This window comes from Mesorhizobium sp. NFR06 (genome assembly GCF_900115245.1).
In the GTDB taxonomy this organism is placed as follows: domain Bacteria; phylum Pseudomonadota; class Alphaproteobacteria; order Rhizobiales; family Rhizobiaceae; genus Mesorhizobium.
Genome location: NZ_FOVT01000018.1, coordinates 80242 through 99993, shown reverse-complemented (window position 1 = coordinate 99993; position 19752 = coordinate 80242). Strand labels below are relative to the sequence as shown.

Annotated in this window: 17 protein-coding genes, 1 tRNA gene and 1 pseudogene; 14 read left to right on the top strand and 5 right to left on the bottom strand. The window is 64.3% G+C overall.

Features of this window, described 5'->3' with window-relative positions:
- Positions 1 to 306: 306 nt before the first annotated feature.
- The 10 genes from F3H96_RS25445 (at position 307) to nuoB (ending at position 13217) form a co-directional block, all read left to right on the top strand.
- On the top strand, positions 307 to 4377 hold the full coding sequence (locus F3H96_RS25445) for a Pls/PosA family non-ribosomal peptide synthetase (protein ID WP_149804432.1): 4071 nt from the start codon (positions 307 to 309) through the stop codon (positions 4375 to 4377).
- Positions 4374 to 4844, top strand: a complete 471-nt coding sequence (locus F3H96_RS25440) for a GNAT family N-acetyltransferase (RefSeq protein WP_348530087.1) — start codon at positions 4374 to 4376, stop codon at positions 4842 to 4844. Before F3H96_RS25445 ends, F3H96_RS25440 begins: the two co-directional genes overlap by 4 nt.
- 4 nt (positions 4845 to 4848) lie before the next feature.
- The gene (locus F3H96_RS25435) at positions 4849 to 5499 is read left to right on the top strand and encodes a 4'-phosphopantetheinyl transferase superfamily protein (RefSeq protein ID WP_149804431.1); all 651 of its coding nucleotides are present in this window, start codon (positions 4849 to 4851) and stop codon (positions 5497 to 5499) included.
- Between the two features lie 245 nt (positions 5500 to 5744).
- Entirely contained in the window at positions 5745 to 6056 is a 312-nt protein-coding gene (locus tag F3H96_RS25430) for a helix-turn-helix transcriptional regulator (RefSeq protein ID WP_149804430.1), read from the top strand.
- Entirely contained in the window at positions 6053 to 8071 is a 2019-nt protein-coding gene (gene hyfB / locus F3H96_RS25425) for a hydrogenase 4 subunit B (RefSeq protein ID WP_149804429.1), read from the top strand. The genes F3H96_RS25430 and hyfB overlap by 4 nt, the downstream gene beginning before the upstream one ends.
- A complete protein-coding gene (locus tag F3H96_RS25420) occupies positions 8062 to 9018 on the top strand; it encodes an NADH-quinone oxidoreductase subunit H (protein WP_149804428.1) in 957 nt (318 codons plus the stop codon). Before hyfB ends, F3H96_RS25420 begins: the two co-directional genes overlap by 10 nt.
- Positions 9018 to 9680, top strand: coding sequence for a hydrogenase-4 component E (locus F3H96_RS25415; protein ID WP_149804427.1), 663 nt, complete (start codon positions 9018 to 9020; stop codon positions 9678 to 9680). The genes F3H96_RS25420 and F3H96_RS25415 overlap by 1 nt, the downstream gene beginning before the upstream one ends.
- Complete coding sequence (locus tag F3H96_RS25410; protein WP_149804426.1) at positions 9677 to 11128, top strand: hydrogenase 4 subunit F; 1452 nt, start codon at positions 9677 to 9679, stop codon at positions 11126 to 11128. Before F3H96_RS25415 ends, F3H96_RS25410 begins: the two co-directional genes overlap by 4 nt.
- 4 nt (positions 11129 to 11132) lie before the next feature.
- A complete protein-coding gene (locus F3H96_RS25405) occupies positions 11133 to 12671 on the top strand; it encodes an NADH-quinone oxidoreductase subunit C (RefSeq protein WP_149804425.1) in 1539 nt (512 codons plus the stop codon).
- Positions 12672 to 12683: 12 nt separating this feature from the next.
- Positions 12684 to 13217 carry an NADH-quinone oxidoreductase subunit NuoB gene (gene nuoB / locus F3H96_RS25400; RefSeq protein WP_149804424.1) on the top strand — a complete coding sequence of 178 codons (534 nt, stop codon included), beginning with the start codon at positions 12684 to 12686 and terminating at the stop codon, positions 13215 to 13217.
- Between the two features lie 138 nt (positions 13218 to 13355).
- Here the strand turns inward: nuoB and F3H96_RS25395 are convergent, their stop codons facing one another.
- On the bottom strand, positions 13356 to 13787 hold the full coding sequence (locus tag F3H96_RS25395) for a hypothetical protein (RefSeq protein WP_149804423.1): 432 nt from the start codon (positions 13785 to 13787) through the stop codon (positions 13356 to 13358).
- Positions 13788 to 14652: 865 nt separating this feature from the next.
- On the bottom strand, positions 14653 to 14970 hold the full coding sequence (locus tag F3H96_RS25390) for a LysR substrate-binding domain-containing protein (RefSeq protein ID WP_244620144.1): 318 nt from the start codon (positions 14968 to 14970) through the stop codon (positions 14653 to 14655).
- Between the two features lie 44 nt (positions 14971 to 15014).
- Between F3H96_RS25390 and F3H96_RS31295 the strand changes: the two are divergent.
- Positions 15015 to 15110: pseudogene (locus F3H96_RS31295) on the top strand (LysR family transcriptional regulator); the annotation flags it as partial.
- A gap of 96 nt (positions 15111 to 15206) precedes the next feature.
- On the opposite strand, the gene F3H96_RS25385 reads toward F3H96_RS31295, so the two are convergent.
- Positions 15207 to 16187: a helix-turn-helix transcriptional regulator gene (locus tag F3H96_RS25385; RefSeq protein WP_149804422.1), complete on the bottom strand. Its 981-nt coding sequence runs from the start codon at positions 16185 to 16187 to the stop codon at positions 15207 to 15209.
- 291 nt (positions 16188 to 16478) lie between these two features.
- Here F3H96_RS25385 and F3H96_RS25380 point away from each other — a divergent pair, with 291 nt between their 5' ends.
- On the top strand, positions 16479 to 17084 hold the full coding sequence (locus F3H96_RS25380) for a DUF6647 family protein (RefSeq protein ID WP_149804421.1): 606 nt from the start codon (positions 16479 to 16481) through the stop codon (positions 17082 to 17084).
- A gap of 146 nt (positions 17085 to 17230) precedes the next feature.
- Here F3H96_RS25380 and F3H96_RS25375 read toward each other — a convergent pair.
- Both F3H96_RS25375 and F3H96_RS25370 read right to left on the bottom strand, forming a co-directional pair.
- Positions 17231 to 17307: transfer RNA gene (locus F3H96_RS25375), tRNA-Arg, on the bottom strand.
- A 186-nt stretch (positions 17308 to 17493) separates the two neighbouring features.
- Complete coding sequence (locus F3H96_RS25370; protein ID WP_149804420.1) at positions 17494 to 18987, bottom strand: HAMP domain-containing sensor histidine kinase; 1494 nt, start codon at positions 18985 to 18987, stop codon at positions 17494 to 17496.
- 255 nt (positions 18988 to 19242) lie between these two features.
- Here F3H96_RS25370 and rpmH point away from each other — a divergent pair, with 255 nt between their 5' ends.
- Both rpmH and rnpA read left to right on the top strand, forming a co-directional pair.
- On the top strand, positions 19243 to 19377 hold the full coding sequence (gene rpmH / locus F3H96_RS25365; protein ID WP_008833937.1) for a 50S ribosomal protein L34: 135 nt from the start codon (positions 19243 to 19245) through the stop codon (positions 19375 to 19377).
- Positions 19378 to 19393: 16 nt separating this feature from the next.
- Positions 19394 to 19747, top strand: coding sequence for a ribonuclease P protein component (gene rnpA, locus F3H96_RS25360; RefSeq protein ID WP_149804419.1), 354 nt, complete (start codon positions 19394 to 19396; stop codon positions 19745 to 19747).
- Positions 19748 to 19752: the final 5 nt, after the last annotated feature.

Genomic DNA, 19752 nt, shown 5'->3' with positions numbered 1-19752 from the left:
CGTCCTTCATCAGGCCTCGAAAGGCTGAACGCGCTTTCGGACGGCGGTTTCGCCGTGCTCATGATCGCGGCCTTGGGGCATGGCCTTATCAAATCATCGTGAAGTCGCGCGATCGTCACGGATCGGCCATCGGAGCAACAGCATAGGCCTGCTCGACGTCAGCCCGTTCCAGCCTGATACGCCCGGTACGATCCTTGACCGGCCGCGAAGAGGGCACCCTGGCAAGGCGTCGTTAGTTCAAGACGTCGTTAGTTTATGTCTTTTCACCAATCATGTCGTGCGGGCGGATAGCCCGCGAGGTCCCCAATGTCTCTCAATGAAGCCACCAAGCCCGCCAAGCGGAATTCTCGCCAGCCTAAGGCAGCGGCCGGAGCGCCGGCCCGCGATCCGGTCCTCATCGGCCCCGATTTCATCCAGAAGGGCGAGCCTCATGAGAGGCTCGACCAGTTCTTCGGCGACTTGGCGAGCCGCTTCGACGCCGCGCCGGCGGTCATTTCCGGCGGCCGGCCCTGGTCGTATCGCGAGCTGAACAACCGCGCCAACCAGTTCGCGCATCTTTTGATCGAGCGCGGCGTGAAGGCCGGCGACCGGATAGGCCTTTTGCTGGACCGCTCCGCCGAAACCTATATCGCCATACTTGCGGTGATGAAGGCCGGCGCGGCATTCGTTCCGCTGGCAACGGCATTTCCCGAAGATCGCATGGTGATGATCATCGAGGATGCCGGCGTCACGATGGTGATCAGCGTCTCCGGCTACGCGGCGCGCGTGGCGCGCCTGCCCGTTCCGCATATCTCAATCGATTCCGCGGAGTCCGAAATCGCGCTGCAGCCGGAAACGGCGCCCTTGCCGGGCGGCACCTGGGATCCAACCTGCTACATCCTTTACACTTCGGGCACGACGGGCAAGCCCAAGGGCGTGGTGATCACACACCAAAGCTTCTGCAACTTCATCCGCGTCGCCGCGGCGTCCTACGGCTACCAGCCGGGCGATCGCGTGTACCAAGGCATGACCATCGCCTTCGATTTCTCCTCGGAGGAGATCTGGGTGCCGTTTGCCGCCGGCGCCACCGTCGTGCCGGCGCCCGGCCAACAGCCGCTGGTGGGCGAGGAACTGGCCAGCTTCCTGCGTGAGCATAACATCACCTGCATGGCCTGCAGCCCGACGCTGTTGTCGTCTATCGAGAGCGACGCGCCAAGCCTGCGCGCGATCCTGGTCGGCGGCGAGGCCTGCTCGCAGAAGCTCGTCATGCGCTGGGCCAAGCCCGGTCGCCGGATCCTCAACACCTATGGGCCGACCGAAGCGACGGTCACCGCGACGATGGCCCTGCTGACCCCGGACGAGCCGGTAACCATCGGCAAGCCGCTGCCCACCTATTCGATCGCTATTCTCGACCCTGAAAAGCCGCGGGTGCTGAGCGGCGACCAGCTAGGCGAGATCTGCATCGGCGGCATGGGCGTGGCGGTCGGCTATCTCAATCGGCCGGAGCTCACCGAACAGCGATTCATCAACGATTTCATCGGCCTGCCCAACAACCCCAGCGGCCGCATCTATCGTACGGGCGACCTTGGCCGCATCAACGACAAGGGCGATATCGAATATCACGGCCGCATCGACACACAGGTGAAAATCCGCGGTTACCGCATCGAACTAGGCGAGATCGAGGCCGTGCTCCTGGATCAGCCGGGCATCGCGCAGGCCGCGGTCACGACGTGGGAGATCGAGCCCGAGCGCACGGAGCTGGTCGCCTATTATGCTCCCAAGAGCGGCGGCGACGGCGTGGACCGCACGGCACTGGTGCAGGAGCTCAAACGACGGCTGCCCGATTACATGGTGCCAGCCTATCTGGAGCAGCTGCCGGCGATCCCGATGACCGTTTCCAACAAGGTCGATTTGAGGAAACTGCCTAAGCCGACCAGCGCCCGCGTCGCCGCCGGCCATGCGATGATCGACCCGCGCAACGAGGACGAGAAGTTCCTCGTCGACACGCTGGCCGACGTGCTGAAGTTCGAGGACATCTCGATCGAGGATCACTTCTTCGACGATCTCGGCGCGAACTCCTTGTTGATGGCCCGGTTCTGCGCGCGCATCCGCTCGCGCAAGGCCTGGTCGACGACGTCCATGCGAGACATTTACCTGCACCCTACGGTAGCGAAGCTCGCCGAGCATCTGCGGGCGCCGCAGATGGCCGCAGTCGCCGCAAGCGAACCCATGCTGACGCACCGCGCCTCCAATTTTGCCATCTGGGCAACGGGATTCGGCCAATTGCTGTTCTACGCCGCCTACAGCTATCTCGCGCTGTGGGCGATCAATGACGGGCTCAACTGGGTCTATGACGCTCTGGACGACCCGGCGGCTCTCTATCTGCGCTGCGTGCTTCTGTCCGCCGGCGTGTTCTTCGGGTTGAGCGGCTTCGCCATCGTCGCCAAATGGCTGCTGGTCGGCCGCTGGAAGGCCGAAACCTTCCCGATCTGGGGCTGGCGCTACTATCGCTTCTGGGTCGTCAAGACGCTGGTCCGCAGCGCGCCGGTCGTGCTGTTCCGCGGCAGTCCGCTCTACAGCCTCTATTTGCGCCTGCTCGGCGCGCGGCTCGGCCACCGCACGGTCATCGAGTGCAGAGCCGTTCCGGTCTGCACCGACCTGATCAGCATCGGCGACAATTCCATCCTGCGCAAGGATTCAACGATCCTCGGTTTCCGCGCCCAGGCGGGCTACATCCATACCGGGCCTGTAAGCATCGGCAACAATGCCTTCGTCGGCGTTGGCTCGGCCCTGGACATCGGCACCCGCATGGGTGACGGCGCCCAGCTCGGCCATGCCTCCTCGCTGCATCGCGGACAGGCCATCCCGGCCGGCGAGCGTTGGCACGGATCGCCGGCGATCCCGACCGAGGCCGATTACTGCACCGTTCCCAATGTCCCGCTGTCGAGGGCTCGCCGCTTCATCTACGAGGCGATCCAGCTCTTCATCCTTTTCGCGATCGTCACGCCATTCCCGCTGCTGTTCCACGCCTATTGGGAAAATGTCGGCGACGACTATGAGGAAACCATCGGCGTCGTGGCGATCGGCACCACGGTCACGGTGGCGGGCTTCATCGTCGGCGGGGTGCTGCTGGCGGCCATCGTGCCGCGGCTGTTCAACCTGCTGCTGAAGCCAGGCCGGAACTATTCGCTCTACGGGTTCCACTACTGGCTGCAAACGATGCTGGAGCTGATCAGCAACGTGCGGCTGCTGAACGTGCTGTTCGGCGACAGCTCCGCCATCATCTACTACCTGCGCGCCATCGGGTGGCGGCTGAACAAGGTGGATCAGACCGGCTCGAATTTCGGCACCAACCAGCGGCACGAAAACCCGCAGTTGAGCGAGATCGGCTCGCATACGATGGTGTCCGACGGTCTGTTCATGGTCAACATGCAGAAGTCGGCCAACTCCTTCCGCCTCGAGCATACGCGCGTCGGCGAACGCAACTTCTTCGGCAACAACATCATCTATTCACCGGATTCGCGCGCCGGCGACAATTGCCTGCTCGGGACCAAGGTCCACGTTCCGGTCGACGGCCCGATGCGCGAGAATGTCGGGCTGTTGGGCTCGCCACCCTTCGAAATTCCGCGCATGGTCAATCGCGACAAGGAACTTCTCGGATTGATCTCCGACAAGGAGCGGAACCGCCGCCTGCCGCTGAAGAACCTGCACAATCTGGTCACCGCTATGATGTTCGTGGCGGCGCAGTGGCTGATCCTGTTCCTGACGCTCGCCATCTGGGACCGCGCGCTCAACTACTACAGCGAATGGGCGCAGACGGCGCTGTTCGTGGCGGTGACGCTGACCACGGCGATCGGCATCCCGTTTTACATCTTCCTCGAACGCGCCAGCCTCGGCTTCCGCCGGCTGAAGCCGAGAATGGCGACGATCTACGACCCCGTTTTCTGGCGGCATGAACGTCACTGGAAGCTGTCCGATTCACCGATCATGGGCCTGTTCACCGGCACGCCGTTCCGGCCGCTCATCCTGCGCATGCTGGGTGTGAAGGTCGGGTTGCGCCTCTATGACGGCGGCAGCATCATAACCGAGCGGTCGCTGGTGGAGATCGGCGACGACGTGACCCTCAACGAGGGCTGCGTCATCCAGGCTCACTCGCTTGAGGAAGGCGCGTTCAAGTCCGATTACATCCGCATCGGCAACGGCTGCACGCTGGCGCCGTCCGCCTTCGTTCACTACGCTGTGGTGATGGGCGAGGGATCCGTGGCGGACGTCGACTGCTTCGTCATGAAGGGCGAGGTCCTCGAGCCGAACACGGTCTGGCGCGGCAACCCGGCGAAGCTTTACGGCGTCGTGACACCGATCGATGCCCGGGCCATGGAAATCGGACACGCCTCGTGACCAGCCGCGCCGGCATGCGCGAATACCCGGTTGCCCTGGAGCCCGTCGGCAAGGGCAACCGGGCGGCGATACTGGCGCTCGAACTGTTGCCGCAGCAGCAAGGCTTCGTCGCCTCCAACGCCGAATCGCTTGCGGAGGCCCGGCAGGACGACGAGGCGATCGCCCGGGCCGTGGTCGCCGCCGGTCGTGTCGTCGGATTTCTGATGTACAGCGCGCCCGAGGACGACGACGAAGCGATCATCTATCGCTTGATGATCGACCGTCGCGAGCAGGGCAAAGGTCTTGGCAGCGCCGCAGTCGCCAAGCTGCTGGAAGAGATTGCGCGGCTCGGCCGTATCCGCCGTGTTTCGATCTGCTATGAGCCGGAAAACGAGGCGGCGCGCCGGCTATATGCCGGCTTCGGTTTCGTCGAGCGAGGACTGGACGAAGACGGCGAGATGATCGCCGACCTGGAACTGGGCGGATAAAGCATTGGACATCCGGCCCAAGGGCTCGTCCGCAAGCATCGAACGCGCCATTGAGCAGGCGTTGACCCGCCTCGCGCCGCCCGGCCTCGGCATCGGTTGCCGTCAAATCCAAGCCGGAGACGAACAGCACATCCTGCCCGGGGAACGCGCTTCCATCGCGACACGCGACCGCAGGACGCGCGCCGCTACCGGGGCGGGCCGCCGGGTCGCGCACGAGTTGCTGCGGCGCCTGGGGTGCAAGGATCTCGCGGTATTGCGCGGCGAACTGGGAGAGCCTGTGTGGCCGGCTGGCATTGTCGGTTCGATTGCGCATGACGACGAGATCGCCGTGGCGGTCGCCGCGCGATCGGAGGCGGTCCGAAGCGTCGGCGTCGATATCGAGCCTGCCTCGCCATTGCCTGACGAGCTTCGAGCCATGGTAGCGGCGCCGCAAGACCGCCTGGGCGATCTCGATGCAAAGCTGGGCGGCCGCATTCTGTTCGCGGTCAAGGAGGCGGCCTACAAAGCGTCGTTTCCGCTCGACGGCCGGGTGCTCGGTTTTGAGGACATCGCCATCGATTTCGAATCCGGCGAAGCCGTCACTTGCTCAGGCCGGCGACTGACGGTGCGCTTCACCACTTCCCCACGAATCCTGGCGCTGGCTTACACCGCCTAAGCGTGAGTGCGCTGCCGTTCCTGGCCTGATTGGTGATCCGTTGCTGCCGTCCGGGCGTGTATCTGCGGCCGCAGCACCCGGGCGCGGAATCCGGGCTGATGGCAATCACGAGGTCTTGCGCCCCGGGCCGCGGCGACATGCCATCAGTATCGATGTTTAAAACATCAATCATTGACTGTAGGACATTTTAATGTAGGCTACAGCACCGAGACCTCATATTTCAGAAGTGAACCAGAGAGTCGCCGGTGATAACCGCACCGCAATTGCGCGCCGCCAGATCGCTGCTCGGCATCGATCAACGGCGGCTCGCCGAATTGTCCGGCCTGTCGGTGCCGACGATCCAGCGCATGGAAGCCAGCGGCTCGATCATCCGGGGCAACGTCGATTCGCTGATGAAGCTGATCGCGGCGCTCGATGTGGCCGGCATCGAGCTGATCGGCGAAGGCGCGGTCAGCCAGGGCGGCGGCCGCGGCGTGCGGCTGAAGGCCGGGTTCGATCCGGCCAAGTCGTCCGAAGCCGGCGGCAACGAAGCTGAACCGGGCGGGAGCCTGGCGTGAATTCGACCGTGGCCCTTCTGCTGTGCGGTCCCGCCGCGCTTCTAGGAACAGCCATCCTGGCCGTGGCCGCCAGCCGGCTCGTCTATGCGACGCGTCTGATCTATGGCGCGGCGCTTGTCATCTCTGCCGCGCTGCTCGTCACCATAGCGGGCCATCTCGCCGGCAGCCCCGGCGAGGTGTCCGCCATCACCTTGCCGCTCGGCCTGCCCTGGACCGGCGCCCGGTTTCGTCTCGACGGCCTGTCGGCGTTCTTTCTCGTCGTCGTCAATCTGGGCGGCGCCGTCACCAGCCTCTACGCACTTGGCTACGGCCGGCACGAATCCGCGCCGCACCGTGTGCTGCCGTTCTATCCGGCATTCCTCGCCGGCATGAACCTGGTCGTGCTGGCCGACGACGCCTTCAGCTTCCTGTTGTCGTGGGAGTTCATGTCGCTCGCCTCCTGGGCGCTGGTCATGGCGCATCACAGCGACGCGGCCAACAGACGGGCCGGCACCATCTACCTGGTGATGGCCAGCTTCGGCACGCTGGCGCTGCTGCTTGCCTTCGGCCTGCTGGCTGGGCCGACCGGAAGCTATGCATTCGACACAATGCGGGTGGCGCATCCCGGGCGGTTCGCCGCCGGCGCGGTGCTCGGCCTCATGCTGCTCGGCGCCGGCTCCAAGGCCGGCCTCGTGCCGCTGCATGCCTGGCTGCCGCTTGCCCATCCGGCAGCACCCAGCCACGTCTCGGCGCTGATGAGCGGCATCATGACGAAGGTCGCCGTCTATGGTTTCATCCGCGTGGTCTTCGACCTGCTTGGCGAGCCGGCATGGTGGTCGGGCATAGCCGTGCTTCTCATCGGCGGCGTGACGGCGGTCCTCGGCATCCTGCACGCGCTGATGGAAAAAGACCTCAAGCGGCTGCTGGCCTATTCGACCATCGAGAACATCGGCGTCATCTTCGCCAGCCTCGGCCTGGCGCTGGCGTTCAAGGCGAACGCCATGCCGTCGGTGGCGGCGCTGGCCTTCACCGCGGCGCTCTTCCACGTGCTGAACCATTCCTTCTTCAAGAGCCTGCTGTTTTTCGGCGCAGGCGCCGTGCTGACGGCGACCGGCGAGCGCGATATGGAGAAGCTGGGCGGCCTCATCCATCGCCTGCCGGTGACCAGCTTCGTCTTCCTCCTCGGCTGCGTCTCGATCTCGGCGCTGCCGCCGTTCAACGGCTTCGCCTCCGAATGGCTTGCCTTCCAGGCGATATTGCAGAGCCCCGAGCTGCCGCACTGGGGGTTGAAGGTCATCGTGCCCGCGGTCGGCGGCATGCTGGCGCTGGCCGCGGCGCTGGCCGTGGCCTGCTTCGTCAAGGCGTTCGGCATCACCTTCCTGGGCCGGGTGCGATCGCCGGTGGTGGAACGGGCGCATGAGGTCGACCGCTGGTCGCTGGCGGCGATGGCCGTGCTTGCCGCCTTCTGTCTGCTCGCCGGCATTCTGCCCGGCTTCGTCATCGACGGCTTGTCGCCGGTGACGCTTTCGCTGATCGGCGACCGCATGCCGGTGCAGACGGCGCAGCCCTGGCTGTCGATCGTGCCGATCGCCGAGAGCCGCAGCTCCTACAACGGCCTGCTGGTGTTCGTCTTCATCACCATCTCGGCCTCGCTCGCGGCCTTCGTCATCCACCGCTTCGCCTCGCACGCGCTGCGCCGCGGTCCGGCATGGGGGTGCGGCTTCGCCGACGCGGTGCCCGCCGCGCAATATACGGCCGTCAGCTTCGCGCAGCCGATTCGCCGCGTCTTCGGCGGCTTCGCGTTCCGCGCCCGCGAGACGGTGGAAATGCCGGCGCCGGGCTCCCTCGAACCGGCGCGCCTCAAGGTGGATATGCACGATGTCGCCTGGGAGATTTTCTACCAGCCGATCACCGGCGCGATCGATTTCGCCACCGAGCGGCTGAATCACCTGCAGTTCCTGACCATCCGACGCTATCTGACGCTGGTCTTCCTCTACCTCGTCATCCTGCTTCTGGTGCTGGCGCTATGGCCGTGATTTTCGAGCTGGCCGTGCAGGGCGCGCAGATGCTTTCGGTGCTTCTGCTGGCGCCGCTTCTGATCGGCTTCGTGCGCAAGGTGAAGGCGAGGCTGGTCAGGCGGCAAGGACCTGCGCTGATCCAGCCCTATCGCGACCTGATCAGGCTGATGCGCAAGGAGGTGGTGCTGGCGGACAATGCGTCCTGGCTGTTCCGCGTGACGCCCTACCTGATCTTTGCCGCCACATGGGTCGCGGCGGCGCTCGTTCCGACGTTCGCCACCGGCCTCGAGTTCAGCTGGGCCGCCGATCTCATCGTCATCGTGGCGCTGCTCGGCAGCGCGCGCTTCTTCCAGGCGCTGGCCGGCATGGATGTCGGCACCAGTTTCGGCGGCATCGGCGCCAGCCGCGAGGTCATGATCGCCTCGCTGGCCGAACCCGCGATGCTGCTCATCGTGTTCAGCCTGGCGCTGGTGGCCGGCGCCACGCAGCTTTCGACGGTCGCCGCCTTCATGGGATCGCCGCAGGTCGGACTGCGGGTGTCGCTCGGCATGTCGCTGATCGCCCTGGTGATGGTGGCGATCGCCGAGAATGCCCGCGTACCGGTCGACAATCCGGCGACGCATCTGGAACTCACCATGGTGCATGAGGCGATGATCCTGGAGTATTCCGGCCGCCATCTGGCGATGATCGAACTCGCCAGCTTCCTCAAGCTGGTGCTGTACGTGTCGCTGATCTCCTGCGTCTTCCTGCCCTGGGGGCTGGCGGGCGCCGGGGCGGGGCCGAAAGCGCTGGCCATCGGCGCCGCCGCCTATCTGATCAAGCTTGCCGTGCTTGCCATCCTGCTTGCCGTGTTCGAGACGGCGGTCGCCAAGATGCGCGTCTTCCGCGTGCCGGACTTCCTTGGCGCGGCGCTCATGCTGGCGCTGCTCGGCACGCTGTTGCTGTTCGTCTCGCGGAGCCTGTGATGAACGGTCTCACCTTCGATATCGCCCATCTGCTCGCCGGCAGCCTGGTGCTGATCTCCTTCATGATGCTCTACCAGGACCGCCTGTTCGCGCTGATCAACGTCTTTGCGCTGCATGCGGTCGTGCTGGCGCTCTCGGTGGCCTGGCAGGCCTATATCCAGGACGCGCACCATCTCTACATCACCGCCGCCATCGCGCTGGTCTTCAAGGCGATCATCATCCCCGTCGGGCTGCATCGCATCATCCAGCGGCTCGGCATCCACCGCGACATCGAGACCGCCGTCGGCATCGGCCCGACCATGCTTGCCGGCATCGGGCTGGTGACGCTGTCCATGGTGCTGATGCTCAGGGTGACGCCCGAGGCCGACCCGCTGGCCCGCGAGGACCTCGCCTTCGCGCTGTCGATCATCTTGCTGGGACTCCTGGTGATGGTCACAAGGCGCAACGCCGTCAGCCAGGTCGTCGGCTTCATGTCGCTGGAGAACGGCCTGGTGCTGGCCGCCACCGGCGCCAAGGGCATGCCGCTGGTCGTCGAGATCAGTGTCGCCTTCTCGATCCTGATCGCCTTCATCGTCATCGGCGTGTTCCTGTTCCGCATCCGCGAGCGGTTCGATTCGGTCGATGTCGGCGCGCTCGACGATTACCGGGGAGAGCGTAGGTGAGCGCGGTTTCCTTCGACGCCGTGGCCGCGATCCTCTTTATTCCGGCGGGCGCCGCGGCCATTCTGGTGGCATTGCCGAACTATCGGATGACGGCGGTCGTCAACGTCATAGCGAGCCTGCTCACCTTGCTCGCGGCGCTGTCGTTGTTCGTCACGGCGCGGCCTGCGCCCGGCCAATATCTCCTCGTCGACGACCTCAACATCGTCTTCATCGTGCTCAACACATTCGTCGGCTTCACCACCAGCGTGTTCAGCGCCTCTTACATCGCCCACGAGCTGGAGACCGGCCGGCTGACCGCGCCGAACCTGCGGTTCTACCACGCGATGTACCAGATCATGATGTTCGGCATGAACCTGGCCTTCGTGTCGAACAATATCGGACTGATGTGGGTCGCGGTGGAGCTGGCAACGCTGACCACCGTGCTCATGGTCGGCATCTACCGCACCCATGAGGCGCTGGAGGCGGCCTGGAAGTATTTCATCCTCGGCAGTGTCGGCATCGCGCTGGCGCTGTTCGGCACCATCCTCGTCTACATGGCCGCGCAGCCGGTCGTCGGCGCGGGCAACAACGCCATGATCTGGTCGGTGCTGATCGACAAGGCGGCGCGTTTCGACCCGGCCCTGCTCAGCGTCGCGTTCATCTTCCTGTTGCTCGGCTACGGCACCAAGGTCGGTCTCGCCCCCTTGCATGCCTGGCTGCCGGATGCGCATGCCGAGGGCCCGACGCCGATCTCGGCGGTGCTGTCGGGCCTGCTGCTCAACGTCGCGCTCTACGCCGTGCTGCGCTTCAAGCTCTTGCTCGCAGCGAATCCGCAGGCGATTGGGCCGGGACCGCTGATGGTGACCATGGGACTGACCTCACTGCTCTTCGCGGCCTTCATGCTCTACCGCCGCCGCGACATCAAACGCCTGTTCGCCTATTCCTCGATCGAGCACATGGGCATCATCGTCTTCGCCTTCGGCATGGGCGGCCCGCTCGCCAATTTCGCCGGCCTGCAGCACATGGTGATGCACAGCCTGACCAAGTCGGCGATCTTCTTCGCCGTCGGCCATATCGCGCAGGTCAAGGGCACGCAGAAGATCTCCGAGATCAGGGGGCTGACCGAAAGCCATCCGGGACTTGGCTGGGCGCTCGTCATCGGCGTCGTGGCCATAGCCGGGCTGCCGCCGCTTGGCATCTTCATGAGCGAATTCCTGGTCGTCAGCTCGACTTTCGCCAGGCATCCGTGGCTGGCGATCCCGCTGGTGTTCGGGCTGCTCATCGCTTTCGGCGCGCTGTTGCTGCGGCTGACCGGCCTCGCCTTCGGCGAGCCGCGCGGCGGCATGGCGCCCGTCCAGGCGTCCTACGTGCCGATGTATTCGCACCTGGCACTGGTGTTCGCCGCCGGCATCTACCTGCCGGCACCGCTGGTGGCGTGGTTCCAGCATGTCGCCGGTATCCTGGGGTGAGGCAATGAGCAGGAAAAACACGCCCGCGCTCGCCGAGCTCATCGAGGCAGGCCGCCGGATCGAGCGCCACGCCCCCTGGTCCCGCGCCGTGGTCACCCCAAAGGCCTGGAGCCTTGCCGCCAGGCAGCTCGCCGATGGCCGGTGGGGCCTGCTCGGCCTGTGGGGGGAGCCGGACAAGGTGCACATGGCGCTTCTCGACGAGGCGCTGAACATCGGCGTGATCAGCCTGGATTGTCGCGGCGGCCGCTACCCCTCGGTCGGCCAGCACCATCCGCCGGCCTTGCGGCTGGAACGCGCCGCGGCGGACCTCTTCGGGCTGGCGCCGCAGGGCCTGCCCGACACCCGCCGCTGGCTGGACCACGGCCAATGGGGCATCAGTCATCCGCTGGCGGCGTCGCCCGGCGGATCGGCGGCCGCGTCCGCCTACCGTTTCCTCGCGGCGGAGGGCGAGAGCCTTCACCAGATCCCCGTCGGGCCGGTGCATGCCGGCATCATCGAGCCGGGACATTTCCGCTTCACGGCTGGCGGCGAAACGGTGGTGCGGCTGGAGGAGCGGCTGGGCTATGTGCACAAGGGCATCGAAGGGTTGATGCGGGGCGCATCGATCGATCGCGCCGCGAGGCTGGCGGGCCGGACCTCCGGCGACAGCACGGTCGCCTATTCGCTGGCCTTTGCCCGCGCGGTGGAGGCCGCGCTCGGCGTCGAAGCGCCGGCGCGCGCGGTATGGCTGCGCGCGCTGATGGCCGAACTCGAGCGCCTTGCCAATCACCTCGGCGACATCGGCGCCATCTGCAACGACGCCGCCTTCGCGCTGATGCACGCGCATTGCGGGGTGCTGCGCGAACGCGTGCTGCGCGCCGCCGATGCGGCCTTCGGCCATCGCCTGATGCGTGACCGCATCATGCCCGGGAGCGTGACAAACGATCTCACCGAGGCCGGGGCGAATACCGTCCGGTCGCTGGTCGCGGAGATCAGGCAGCGCTTTCCACATCTGGTCGAGCTCTACGACAACACGGCCTCACTGCAGGACCGCACGGTGGCGACCGGTTGGCTCAAGGTCGAGCTTGCCCGGCAATATGCCGCCGGCGGTTATGTCGGGCGGGCTTCGGGCCGCGATTTCGATGCAAGGCGCACGCCCGGCTACGCGCCCTACGACCAGCTCGCCTTCGATGTGCCGGTGCTTCAGGAGGGCGACGTCAACGCGCGCGTTTGGATCCGCGTCCGCGAAGTCGAGCAGAGCCTGTCGCTGATCGAGCAGATCCTTGCGCGCCTGCCTGCCGGCCCGATCAGTGCCGACGTCGCCACGGCGGGCAATGCCGCGGACGGGCCGCGCGAGGGGATGGCACTGGTCGAAGGTTTTCGCGGCGACATCCTGGCCTGGCTACGCATAAGCGATGATAAAACCATCGAGCGCTGCCACCTGCGCGATCCCTCATGGTTCCAGTGGCCGCTCCTGGAAGCAGCGATCGAAGGCAACATCGTCGCCGACTTCCCGCTCTGCAACAAATCGTTCAACTGCTCCTATTCCGGCCATGATCTCTAAGGGCCCGCCGTCATGCGCAAACTGCTCTTCGAAAGCCTGATCCGCCCGCCCTTGACCGAGCGCCAACCGCAAGTCAGCGATGCGGCTGTCGACGAGCTGGCGCGCGCCCTCGACGGCGTCGCCCGCAGAAGGCTCGGCCGCAGCCTGTCGATCCGCGCGGTCGACGCCGGCTCCTGCAATGGCTGCGAGCTCGAAATGCACGCGCTCAACAATGCCTTCTACGATATCGAGCGCTTCGGCTTCCGCTTCGTCGCCTCGCCGCGCCATGCCGACGTCCTTTTGGTCACCGGGCCGGTCACCAAGAACATGCGCGAGGCGCTGAAGCGGACATTTGACGCGACGCCCAACCCGAAATGGGTGGTCGCGCTCGGCGGCTGCGCCAAGGACGGCGGCTGCTTTGCCGGCAGCTACGCGGTCGTCGGCGGCGTGTCGGACGTGGTGCCCGTCGACCTGCATATTCCAGGGTGCCCGCCGCCGCCGATCGAAATCCTCAACGGATTGATCGCCCTGCTCGAGGGCGCGAACGCGGGGGCATCGAACGGGTGACGGGAAACGCCTTCCTGCTTTCCTGACGTCGGTATCACCTGCATGCCCGTTACCCGGCACCGATTGCGCCGGGGTGCTTAGGCTGGTTCGTTGGAACACTGTCGTTACGATAACCCGTAATAATGCTTTGCGTGCCTGCTAGGGGGCCTTAGCAGCGTCCTCGATCAGCTTGACGATCAAGTTGCGAAACCTCTCGCCAGACCTATCCCCTATATTTCCGACGTCCTCTGCTACCATCCCGAGCGAAGAAACTGAGGCCTCCCCACTCAGCTGAATCCTCACCGTGAATGTCCTTCTGGCCGTCTTTTCCAATCCTTTCCTGTAGATCTGGAACCGGAGAGTGGGTGTTAACGCTTTGACTTCGCGGCGCGGCGTGGCATCTATGTCGATGTTCATCTCGCCCGCCACCTCTGTCTTGGCCGCTTCCAACGATGCGATCACGACATCGTTTAACCAGGCCGTGGCTTGAGCACCGAAGTCGGCCATTGGGGCATCCGCCTTCTTAGTGCGCTCCTCTTGCCGACGATGAGCTTCCTTGCCGCGTTCAAGGGCGTCTTTGAATCTAGACATCCTAATCGCCTCCGATTGTGTCAGCACATGAGGCTGGCCATCGAATCGGCCACAGTTTTCCCAATCAATAGAACGCGTGCAATCGGCGTCCGTTGCGTGAGAGCAGATTAGGTGGGCCGCCCGGTCAGATTCGAGGCCACATAAGCAAAGCGCTTGAAAGGGGCGCGTCGCCGCGAATAACCACCTTCGCATTTTGAGCCGAACTCAATGGAGGTTGGCCGTTTTGGGTCATGGAAGACCGCCAACCTAGATTCCGCTGTCGTCCTGAGCCGTCTGGAACCTGGACCGTCTGGAATGATGTTGCCGATGAGCCCGCGGAAAAAGTGCGACGGTCACGAAACCTCACACGCCTGACAAGACCGCTTGACCGACTCGGCAACCCTGAGATCGTGTCCGATCCTCCATGTCCGTGATAACGTCCATGGCCCTTCAGCACCCCTGAGAATGTAAGCGCTGGCAGCACGCGCAGTCCTTGCCCGATTCAGAGGTTGCGCAAGTTGCAAGGGACTTTCGCCGACGCCGCGAAACCAGCAGAATGACAGTGCGCCTGATTATCGTTCTGATACTCGTCTCAGCATTTGCACTAGCCTTTGCCGAGATGGCAAAACGATTTGGCGGCACTACCAATCCGTCACCTCCTTGCGATGAATTGTCGGCTCCCGGCTGTCGCCCGGTGCAGCAGCAGTGAGACGGCGGCCGGCTCAACGTCAGACTGCTTGGCGGAGCAACCGACGGGCCATCAAGCTGCTGAGCCGGGGGTCGAATTGCGGGTGGGTTACGGCGACCTAAAAAATCGTTTGGCCGTCTTCGCTGTCACGGTTTCGGCCTCTCAAGAGAGAACCCCGGCGCTGCAGCTTCGACAGTCTCACATGACGCTTCTTATCCACGCCAGGAAGGACTCTATCACCGCCGATCGCGGACTGTGGCGCATCCAAACGACATAAAAGCTGTAGCCCGGCAAGGACAATGGATGCGCTTTGACGAGCGAGCCGTTTTCCAATTCACGGCCGACCACGACGTCGCTCAAGATCGCAATGCCTTGCCCGGCGACGACCGCATCGATCGCGTGCAGTTCCTCGCGGAAGCTCAAATCCCAGGCTTTGTCCGGGATCAGGTCCGGATCGATGGAACGGGCCGTTGCCAGCCACCGGCGCCACATGGGGGCATCGGGGTCCCGGTTCATCCAGTCGAAATGGATCAGCGGATAGCGCAGGAGGTCAGCGGCGCGCTCGATCGATCTACGCCGTCACCGAAACTCGCCTTATTCCAGCCAAGACCCCGCGCTTCATCGAATTCCTGTCGTCCAGGCTGACGGAAGCTTGAAAATGCTGAAGGTCGAGCCGGCAGAGTGAGGAGCATTAGCGCTCCGCCCCTTCGAGGAAGTTGGTTCAAGCTTGGCGGGTCATTTGCCGCGCCATCTCAGCGATCGAGGTCTGCGTTCGGTATTGCGTCATGTCTGCCATCCCCTCGCATGTCTGTCGGGGTCTTGAGATAACGCCGTTTGAACGTCCGGTTGAAATGCGAGATATCGCCGAAGCCTGCCTCAAGCGCAATTTCAGTGATCGACCAGGTTGCGTAGCGCGGACTTGTCAGCATGTGGCGAGCAGCAGCCAGCCGTTGTTCAAGCACGAACAGCGAGAAAGTGGTACCCGCCTCCTCGAACAGCATCTGGATATAGCGCGGTGAAACGCACTGTCGGGCGGCTACCTGATCGATGTGGAGCGACGCGTCCTGGGCGAGGCTGGCCTTGATCGCCTCAAGCCTGGCGGCCCGGACACCACGTCGGAGCGCGATCTCCCGCCCCTCCTTGGTCGTCCCGATGGAAAGCGCGACAAGGTCGTACACGTGAGTGGCGCAAAGCCGGGCGAGTTGGGGGGCGGCAAAGCGATCGGGCAGATTCGTCACGTAGCTCCGCAGTAGTGACAGCGCTTCGGTCGCTCGCGGCACGAGCCGCGCGGCGGAGGCCTCGACATCGGCCATCCCCGCAAGCGCGCCAAAGGGCACGCGCACGGAAAGGTAGGTGGCATCCACGAACTGGAGGAGGACCGGCTGGCGGTAGACAAGCAGGACGCCATCCCCGACCTGTGGCACGCTTTCCCGCCGACCCTGAGCCAGGGCCATGTGGCCACTGGTCTTCATCATCAGGCAGACCGTGTCCTCGCCATCCGCAAGCATTGACGCCGGGCGCGTCACCTGCGCCGTCAGCGGAGACACCATCGTTGCCCTGCGCAAACCCGGTGCAACGTGCATCATCATTTCGACCGGACGCCCGGGATCAGTGTCGATGTTGAGGCGGACAGCGCGGTCGAACAGTTCGCGCAATGCGGGCAGACGCTTTGCCGGGGCAAGCTCGCGCGTGGAGAAATGCAAGGAAGAAAAATTCTGATCCCCACCTTCCATCCTGGCTACCCCGGGCCGTCGTCGGCGACGGCAAGATATTAGTGCGCATGAAAATACCGTTCAACTGCCACGCTTCCAATGCCCGCAGATCGCCAGTTCGTCAGCGGCATATGAGGATTTCGTTCGAGTCCAAGACAAAGTCGGAGCGGTCGCCACAATGGCCAGTGCCAGATGAGACAACTGTCTGGCTGGGTTCTAGCCGCCCATGCCGTTTTCCCAGGTGACCGTCAGCCAACGAAGCGGTGCGAGCCAAGTTGAAAATTGGTCTTTGCGGAACGATCGGAGGAACGCATGCGCCTGACAGCTAGCATTATCGTGCTCACCGCTGCATTCGCGACTACCATCCATTGCACCCTTGCGCAGCAGGTTGCGGGATCTGGATCAGCCGTTCCGGGAGTGCTGTTGCCGGGAACCAACCATGTCGTTGCGCCCGCGTCGTTCGCAGGGCCCGGTCGGGAACGGTCCCTCACAGATTTGCAGAACGCGATCGGCGACTGGCTCGCGTTGGAATTTGGCCTTTCCAAGATACCAACACAGGCCACCGTTGCATTTGCGCCTGCAAGCCGAATGGCCAGCCTGCGGTTCCGGGATGTGGCTTCAGACCAATGGTCGAACGACAAATCCGAGATTCTAGCGGTCTATGATGACGATGCGAGGACAATCTTTCTGCCTGAGGGATGGACAGGAGGAACCGCCGCCGAACTCTCGGTGCTGGTGCACGAAATGGTGCACCACCTCCAGAATGTGGGCGGCCTGAAGTTCGCATGCCCCGAGGAGCGTGAGAAGATGGCTTATGAAGCGCAGGAGCACTGGCTGCAGCTTTTCGGCGGAAGCCTGGAAGCAGACTTCAAACTGGACCCGTTCACGATGCTGGTCCGCACAAATTGCCACTATTGAGCACTGCACGCCCACAGCGGAATCGCGGTGCCGAGGTGGGATCGCCAACGGATTCAAGCTTGGTTCAGACGGCGAAAACGGTCCAGGATGCCTCGTCCGTCGCGCTGGGGCGGTTCGATTTCATCCGGTCCTTTCAAGGGGTTAAATGGCGCGCCCGAAGAGATTCGAACTCCTGACCCCCAGATTCGTAGTCTGGTGCTCTATCCAGCTGAGCTACGGGCGCGCAACAGGCCTTGCGTGACACAGGCCCCGCGATCCGGTCGAGACGGCCGGCCGCGATGTGGAGTGTTCCCTAACGACTGAATTTGCGAAAAGCAAGCCGATCCGGCAAAAGTTTTGTCGCAGGTGGTTTTACCGACGTCGCGGTGCTTCCGACCTGGGTCGGAGCTTAGCCCGAAACGGGAGCACCTTAAGCCGGCCTGCGCAAACTTCCGCGCGCCTGGTCGAGCCGCACCGGCTGGTCGGGAATGGTGACGGCGAAGACGGTGCGGCCGCCGATCGATTCGACGAGCTCGACCGTGCCGCCATGGGCGCGGATCAATTCGTGCGCGATCGCCAGGCCGAGGCCGGTGCCGCCGCTGCGCGCCGAGCCGCGGAAGGCGGCGAACAGGTTCTCGCGCGCCTTGGGCGGCAGACCGGGGCCGGTGTCGGTGACGGTGATGCGGCTGACGCTGCCCAAGCGCTCGGCCGACACGACGAGACGGCGCACCACCGCGCTTTCGGTGTCGGCGGCCATGGCCTGCACGGAGTTGCGGCAGAGATTGGTGAGAACGCGGAACAGCTGGTCGGAATCGGCGTCGACCTCGAAGGCGAGCTCGACGGTGTTGATGAACTCGATGCCGTCCTCGATGTCGAGCAGGCCGTGCACGTCGTCGACCAGCTGGCGCAACCGCACGCGCCGGCGCGACGGCGCCGGCTCCTGCGTGCGGCCATAGGCGAGCACGCCTTCCGAATAGGCGACGGCGCGGTCGAGCGCGCGCAGGAGCTTCGGCGCGAAGGACTGCACGGTCGGATCCTTCACCTGGCGCAGGCGATCCGACATCAGCTGGGCGGACGCCAGGATGTTGCGCATGTCGTGATTGATCTTGGAGACGGCCAGGCCAAGGTCGGCGAGATGCTTTTGTTCCGATAGCATCTTCTGCAGCCGGTCCTGCATCTGCGACAGCTCGCGCTCGGCCACCCCGATCTCGTCGGCGCGGTCGGCGGGACGGATGACGCGGCCGGGGTCGTCGGGCGCCTCGGAGAAGGACAGGATCGAGCGCGTCATGGTGCGGATCGGCCCGATCATGATCAGGTCGATCGCCGCATAGACCAGCATGGCGGTGAACAGCGAGATGAGCAGCGAGACGACGGCGACGTTGCGCGAATATCTGAGCATGGCGTCGCGCAGACGGTAATCCGGCATGATCAGCTCGAATTCCTTGTCGCTGTCGCCGACCGGGCCGAAGACGCGCAGCATGCGCTTGCCGCCGAAGAATAGGGTGTCGAGCGCGCCGGTCATGCCGTTGATCAGGCCGACATTGGTGATGTCGATATGCTCGTCGACCTGGGGCGGCATGTCCGAAACGACGAGCAGCCGCGAAACCCCACCGTCGCGCACGGCGATCGCCTTGGCGCCGATCGCCATCAGAACGTCGTTCTGGGCGTTGTGCGACAGCGAGTTGGGCTCGCCCTGCAACAGCACGATCGACACGGCGGCGGCGGTGCTCAACCGCTCCTTCAGCCAATTGACACGGTAGCTGGCGATCCAGGGTAGGAAGATCAGGATTTCAGCCAAGAGCACGAAGGCGATGGTGAGCAAGAGAAGCTTTGTCGACAGGCCGCGCGACAGCGGCACCCGGCGCGAGGAATTCGCCGCCACAGGGGTTGCGTTCTCGTTCGTGGACAGAGTTTCACTCGTCATTGACGCGCATTCACAAAGGCTTGATCGGCCAAGATTATGCGATTTGCGGCTTTTTTGCCAATTTCATCGTCGCCCTGCCAAAAAATTGCCTCGCGGCGGGGCGGATTGACTTCCAAAAACCTTCTTTCTATAAGCCCGCTCACGCTCGGGCCATTCGTCCCGGCGCGGTTTCGATCGCGCCTAAGCCGGCCCGGCAAAGCTCCTGTTACAGAGTGACAGAATCAAGAAGGGCCGCACGCCGCGGTATTAAAACAAATGAAGCGTACCTACCAACCGTCCAAGCTCGTCCGCAAGCGCCGGCATGGTTTCCGTGCCCGCATGGCCACCAAGGGTGGCCGCGGCGTCGTTGCCGCACGCCGCAATCGCGGCCGCAAGCGGCTCAGCGCCTGAACGAAAGACGAGATCGTTGCCCGCAACCGGCAAGCCAAAGGGGAAAGCTCCCGGGCGGCTTCTGAAACGCGCGGACTTCCTGGCTGTGCGCGGCGGCGAGAAACGCCGCGGACGGCTTTTTCTCGTTGAAGTTCTCGACCGTGGCGACGACCTTGCGCCGCGCGTCGGCTACACCGTGACCAAGAAGGTCGGCAACGCCGTGGTACGCAACCGCGTCCGGCGGCGGCTGAGGGAAGCCGTGCGCGTTCATGCTGCCGATGACATGACGCCCGGTAGTGACTATGTCATCGTCGGGCGTGAAGACGTGCTCGCCATTCCGTTCGGCCAGTTGAAGGCCGAGCTTTCCCGCCGGCTGCGCGGAACACGATAGGCTTT

What these genes read in the sequence shown, in the direction of transcription:
- F3H96_RS25445 (WP_149804432.1), top strand. Translation starts at nt 307, where the DNA reads ATGTCTCTCAATGAAGCCACCAAGCCCGCCAAGCGGAATTCTCGCCAG.
- F3H96_RS25420 (WP_149804428.1), top strand. Translation starts at nt 8,062, where the DNA reads ATGGCCGTGATTTTCGAGCTGGCCGTGCAGGGCGCGCAGATGCTTTCG.
- F3H96_RS25415 (WP_149804427.1), top strand. Translation starts at nt 9,018, where the DNA reads ATGAACGGTCTCACCTTCGATATCGCCCATCTGCTCGCCGGCAGCCTG.
- F3H96_RS25405 (WP_149804425.1), top strand. Translation starts at nt 11,133, where the DNA reads ATGAGCAGGAAAAACACGCCCGCGCTCGCCGAGCTCATCGAGGCAGGC.
- nuoB (WP_149804424.1), top strand. Translation starts at nt 12,684, where the DNA reads ATGCGCAAACTGCTCTTCGAAAGCCTGATCCGCCCGCCCTTGACCGAG.
- F3H96_RS25395 (WP_149804423.1), bottom strand. Translation starts at nt 13,787, where the DNA reads ATGTCTAGATTCAAAGACGCCCTTGAACGCGGCAAGGAAGCTCATCGT.
- F3H96_RS25390 (WP_244620144.1), bottom strand. Translation starts at nt 14,970, where the DNA reads ATGAACCGGGACCCCGATGCCCCCATGTGGCGCCGGTGGCTGGCAACG.
- F3H96_RS25385 (WP_149804422.1), bottom strand. Translation starts at nt 16,187, where the DNA reads ATGGAAGGTGGGGATCAGAATTTTTCTTCCTTGCATTTCTCCACGCGC.
- F3H96_RS25380 (WP_149804421.1), top strand. Translation starts at nt 16,479, where the DNA reads ATGCGCCTGACAGCTAGCATTATCGTGCTCACCGCTGCATTCGCGACT.
- F3H96_RS25370 (WP_149804420.1), bottom strand. Translation starts at nt 18,987, where the DNA reads ATGACGAGTGAAACTCTGTCCACGAACGAGAACGCAACCCCTGTGGCG.
- rpmH (WP_008833937.1), top strand. Translation starts at nt 19,243, where the DNA reads ATGAAGCGTACCTACCAACCGTCCAAGCTCGTCCGCAAGCGCCGGCAT.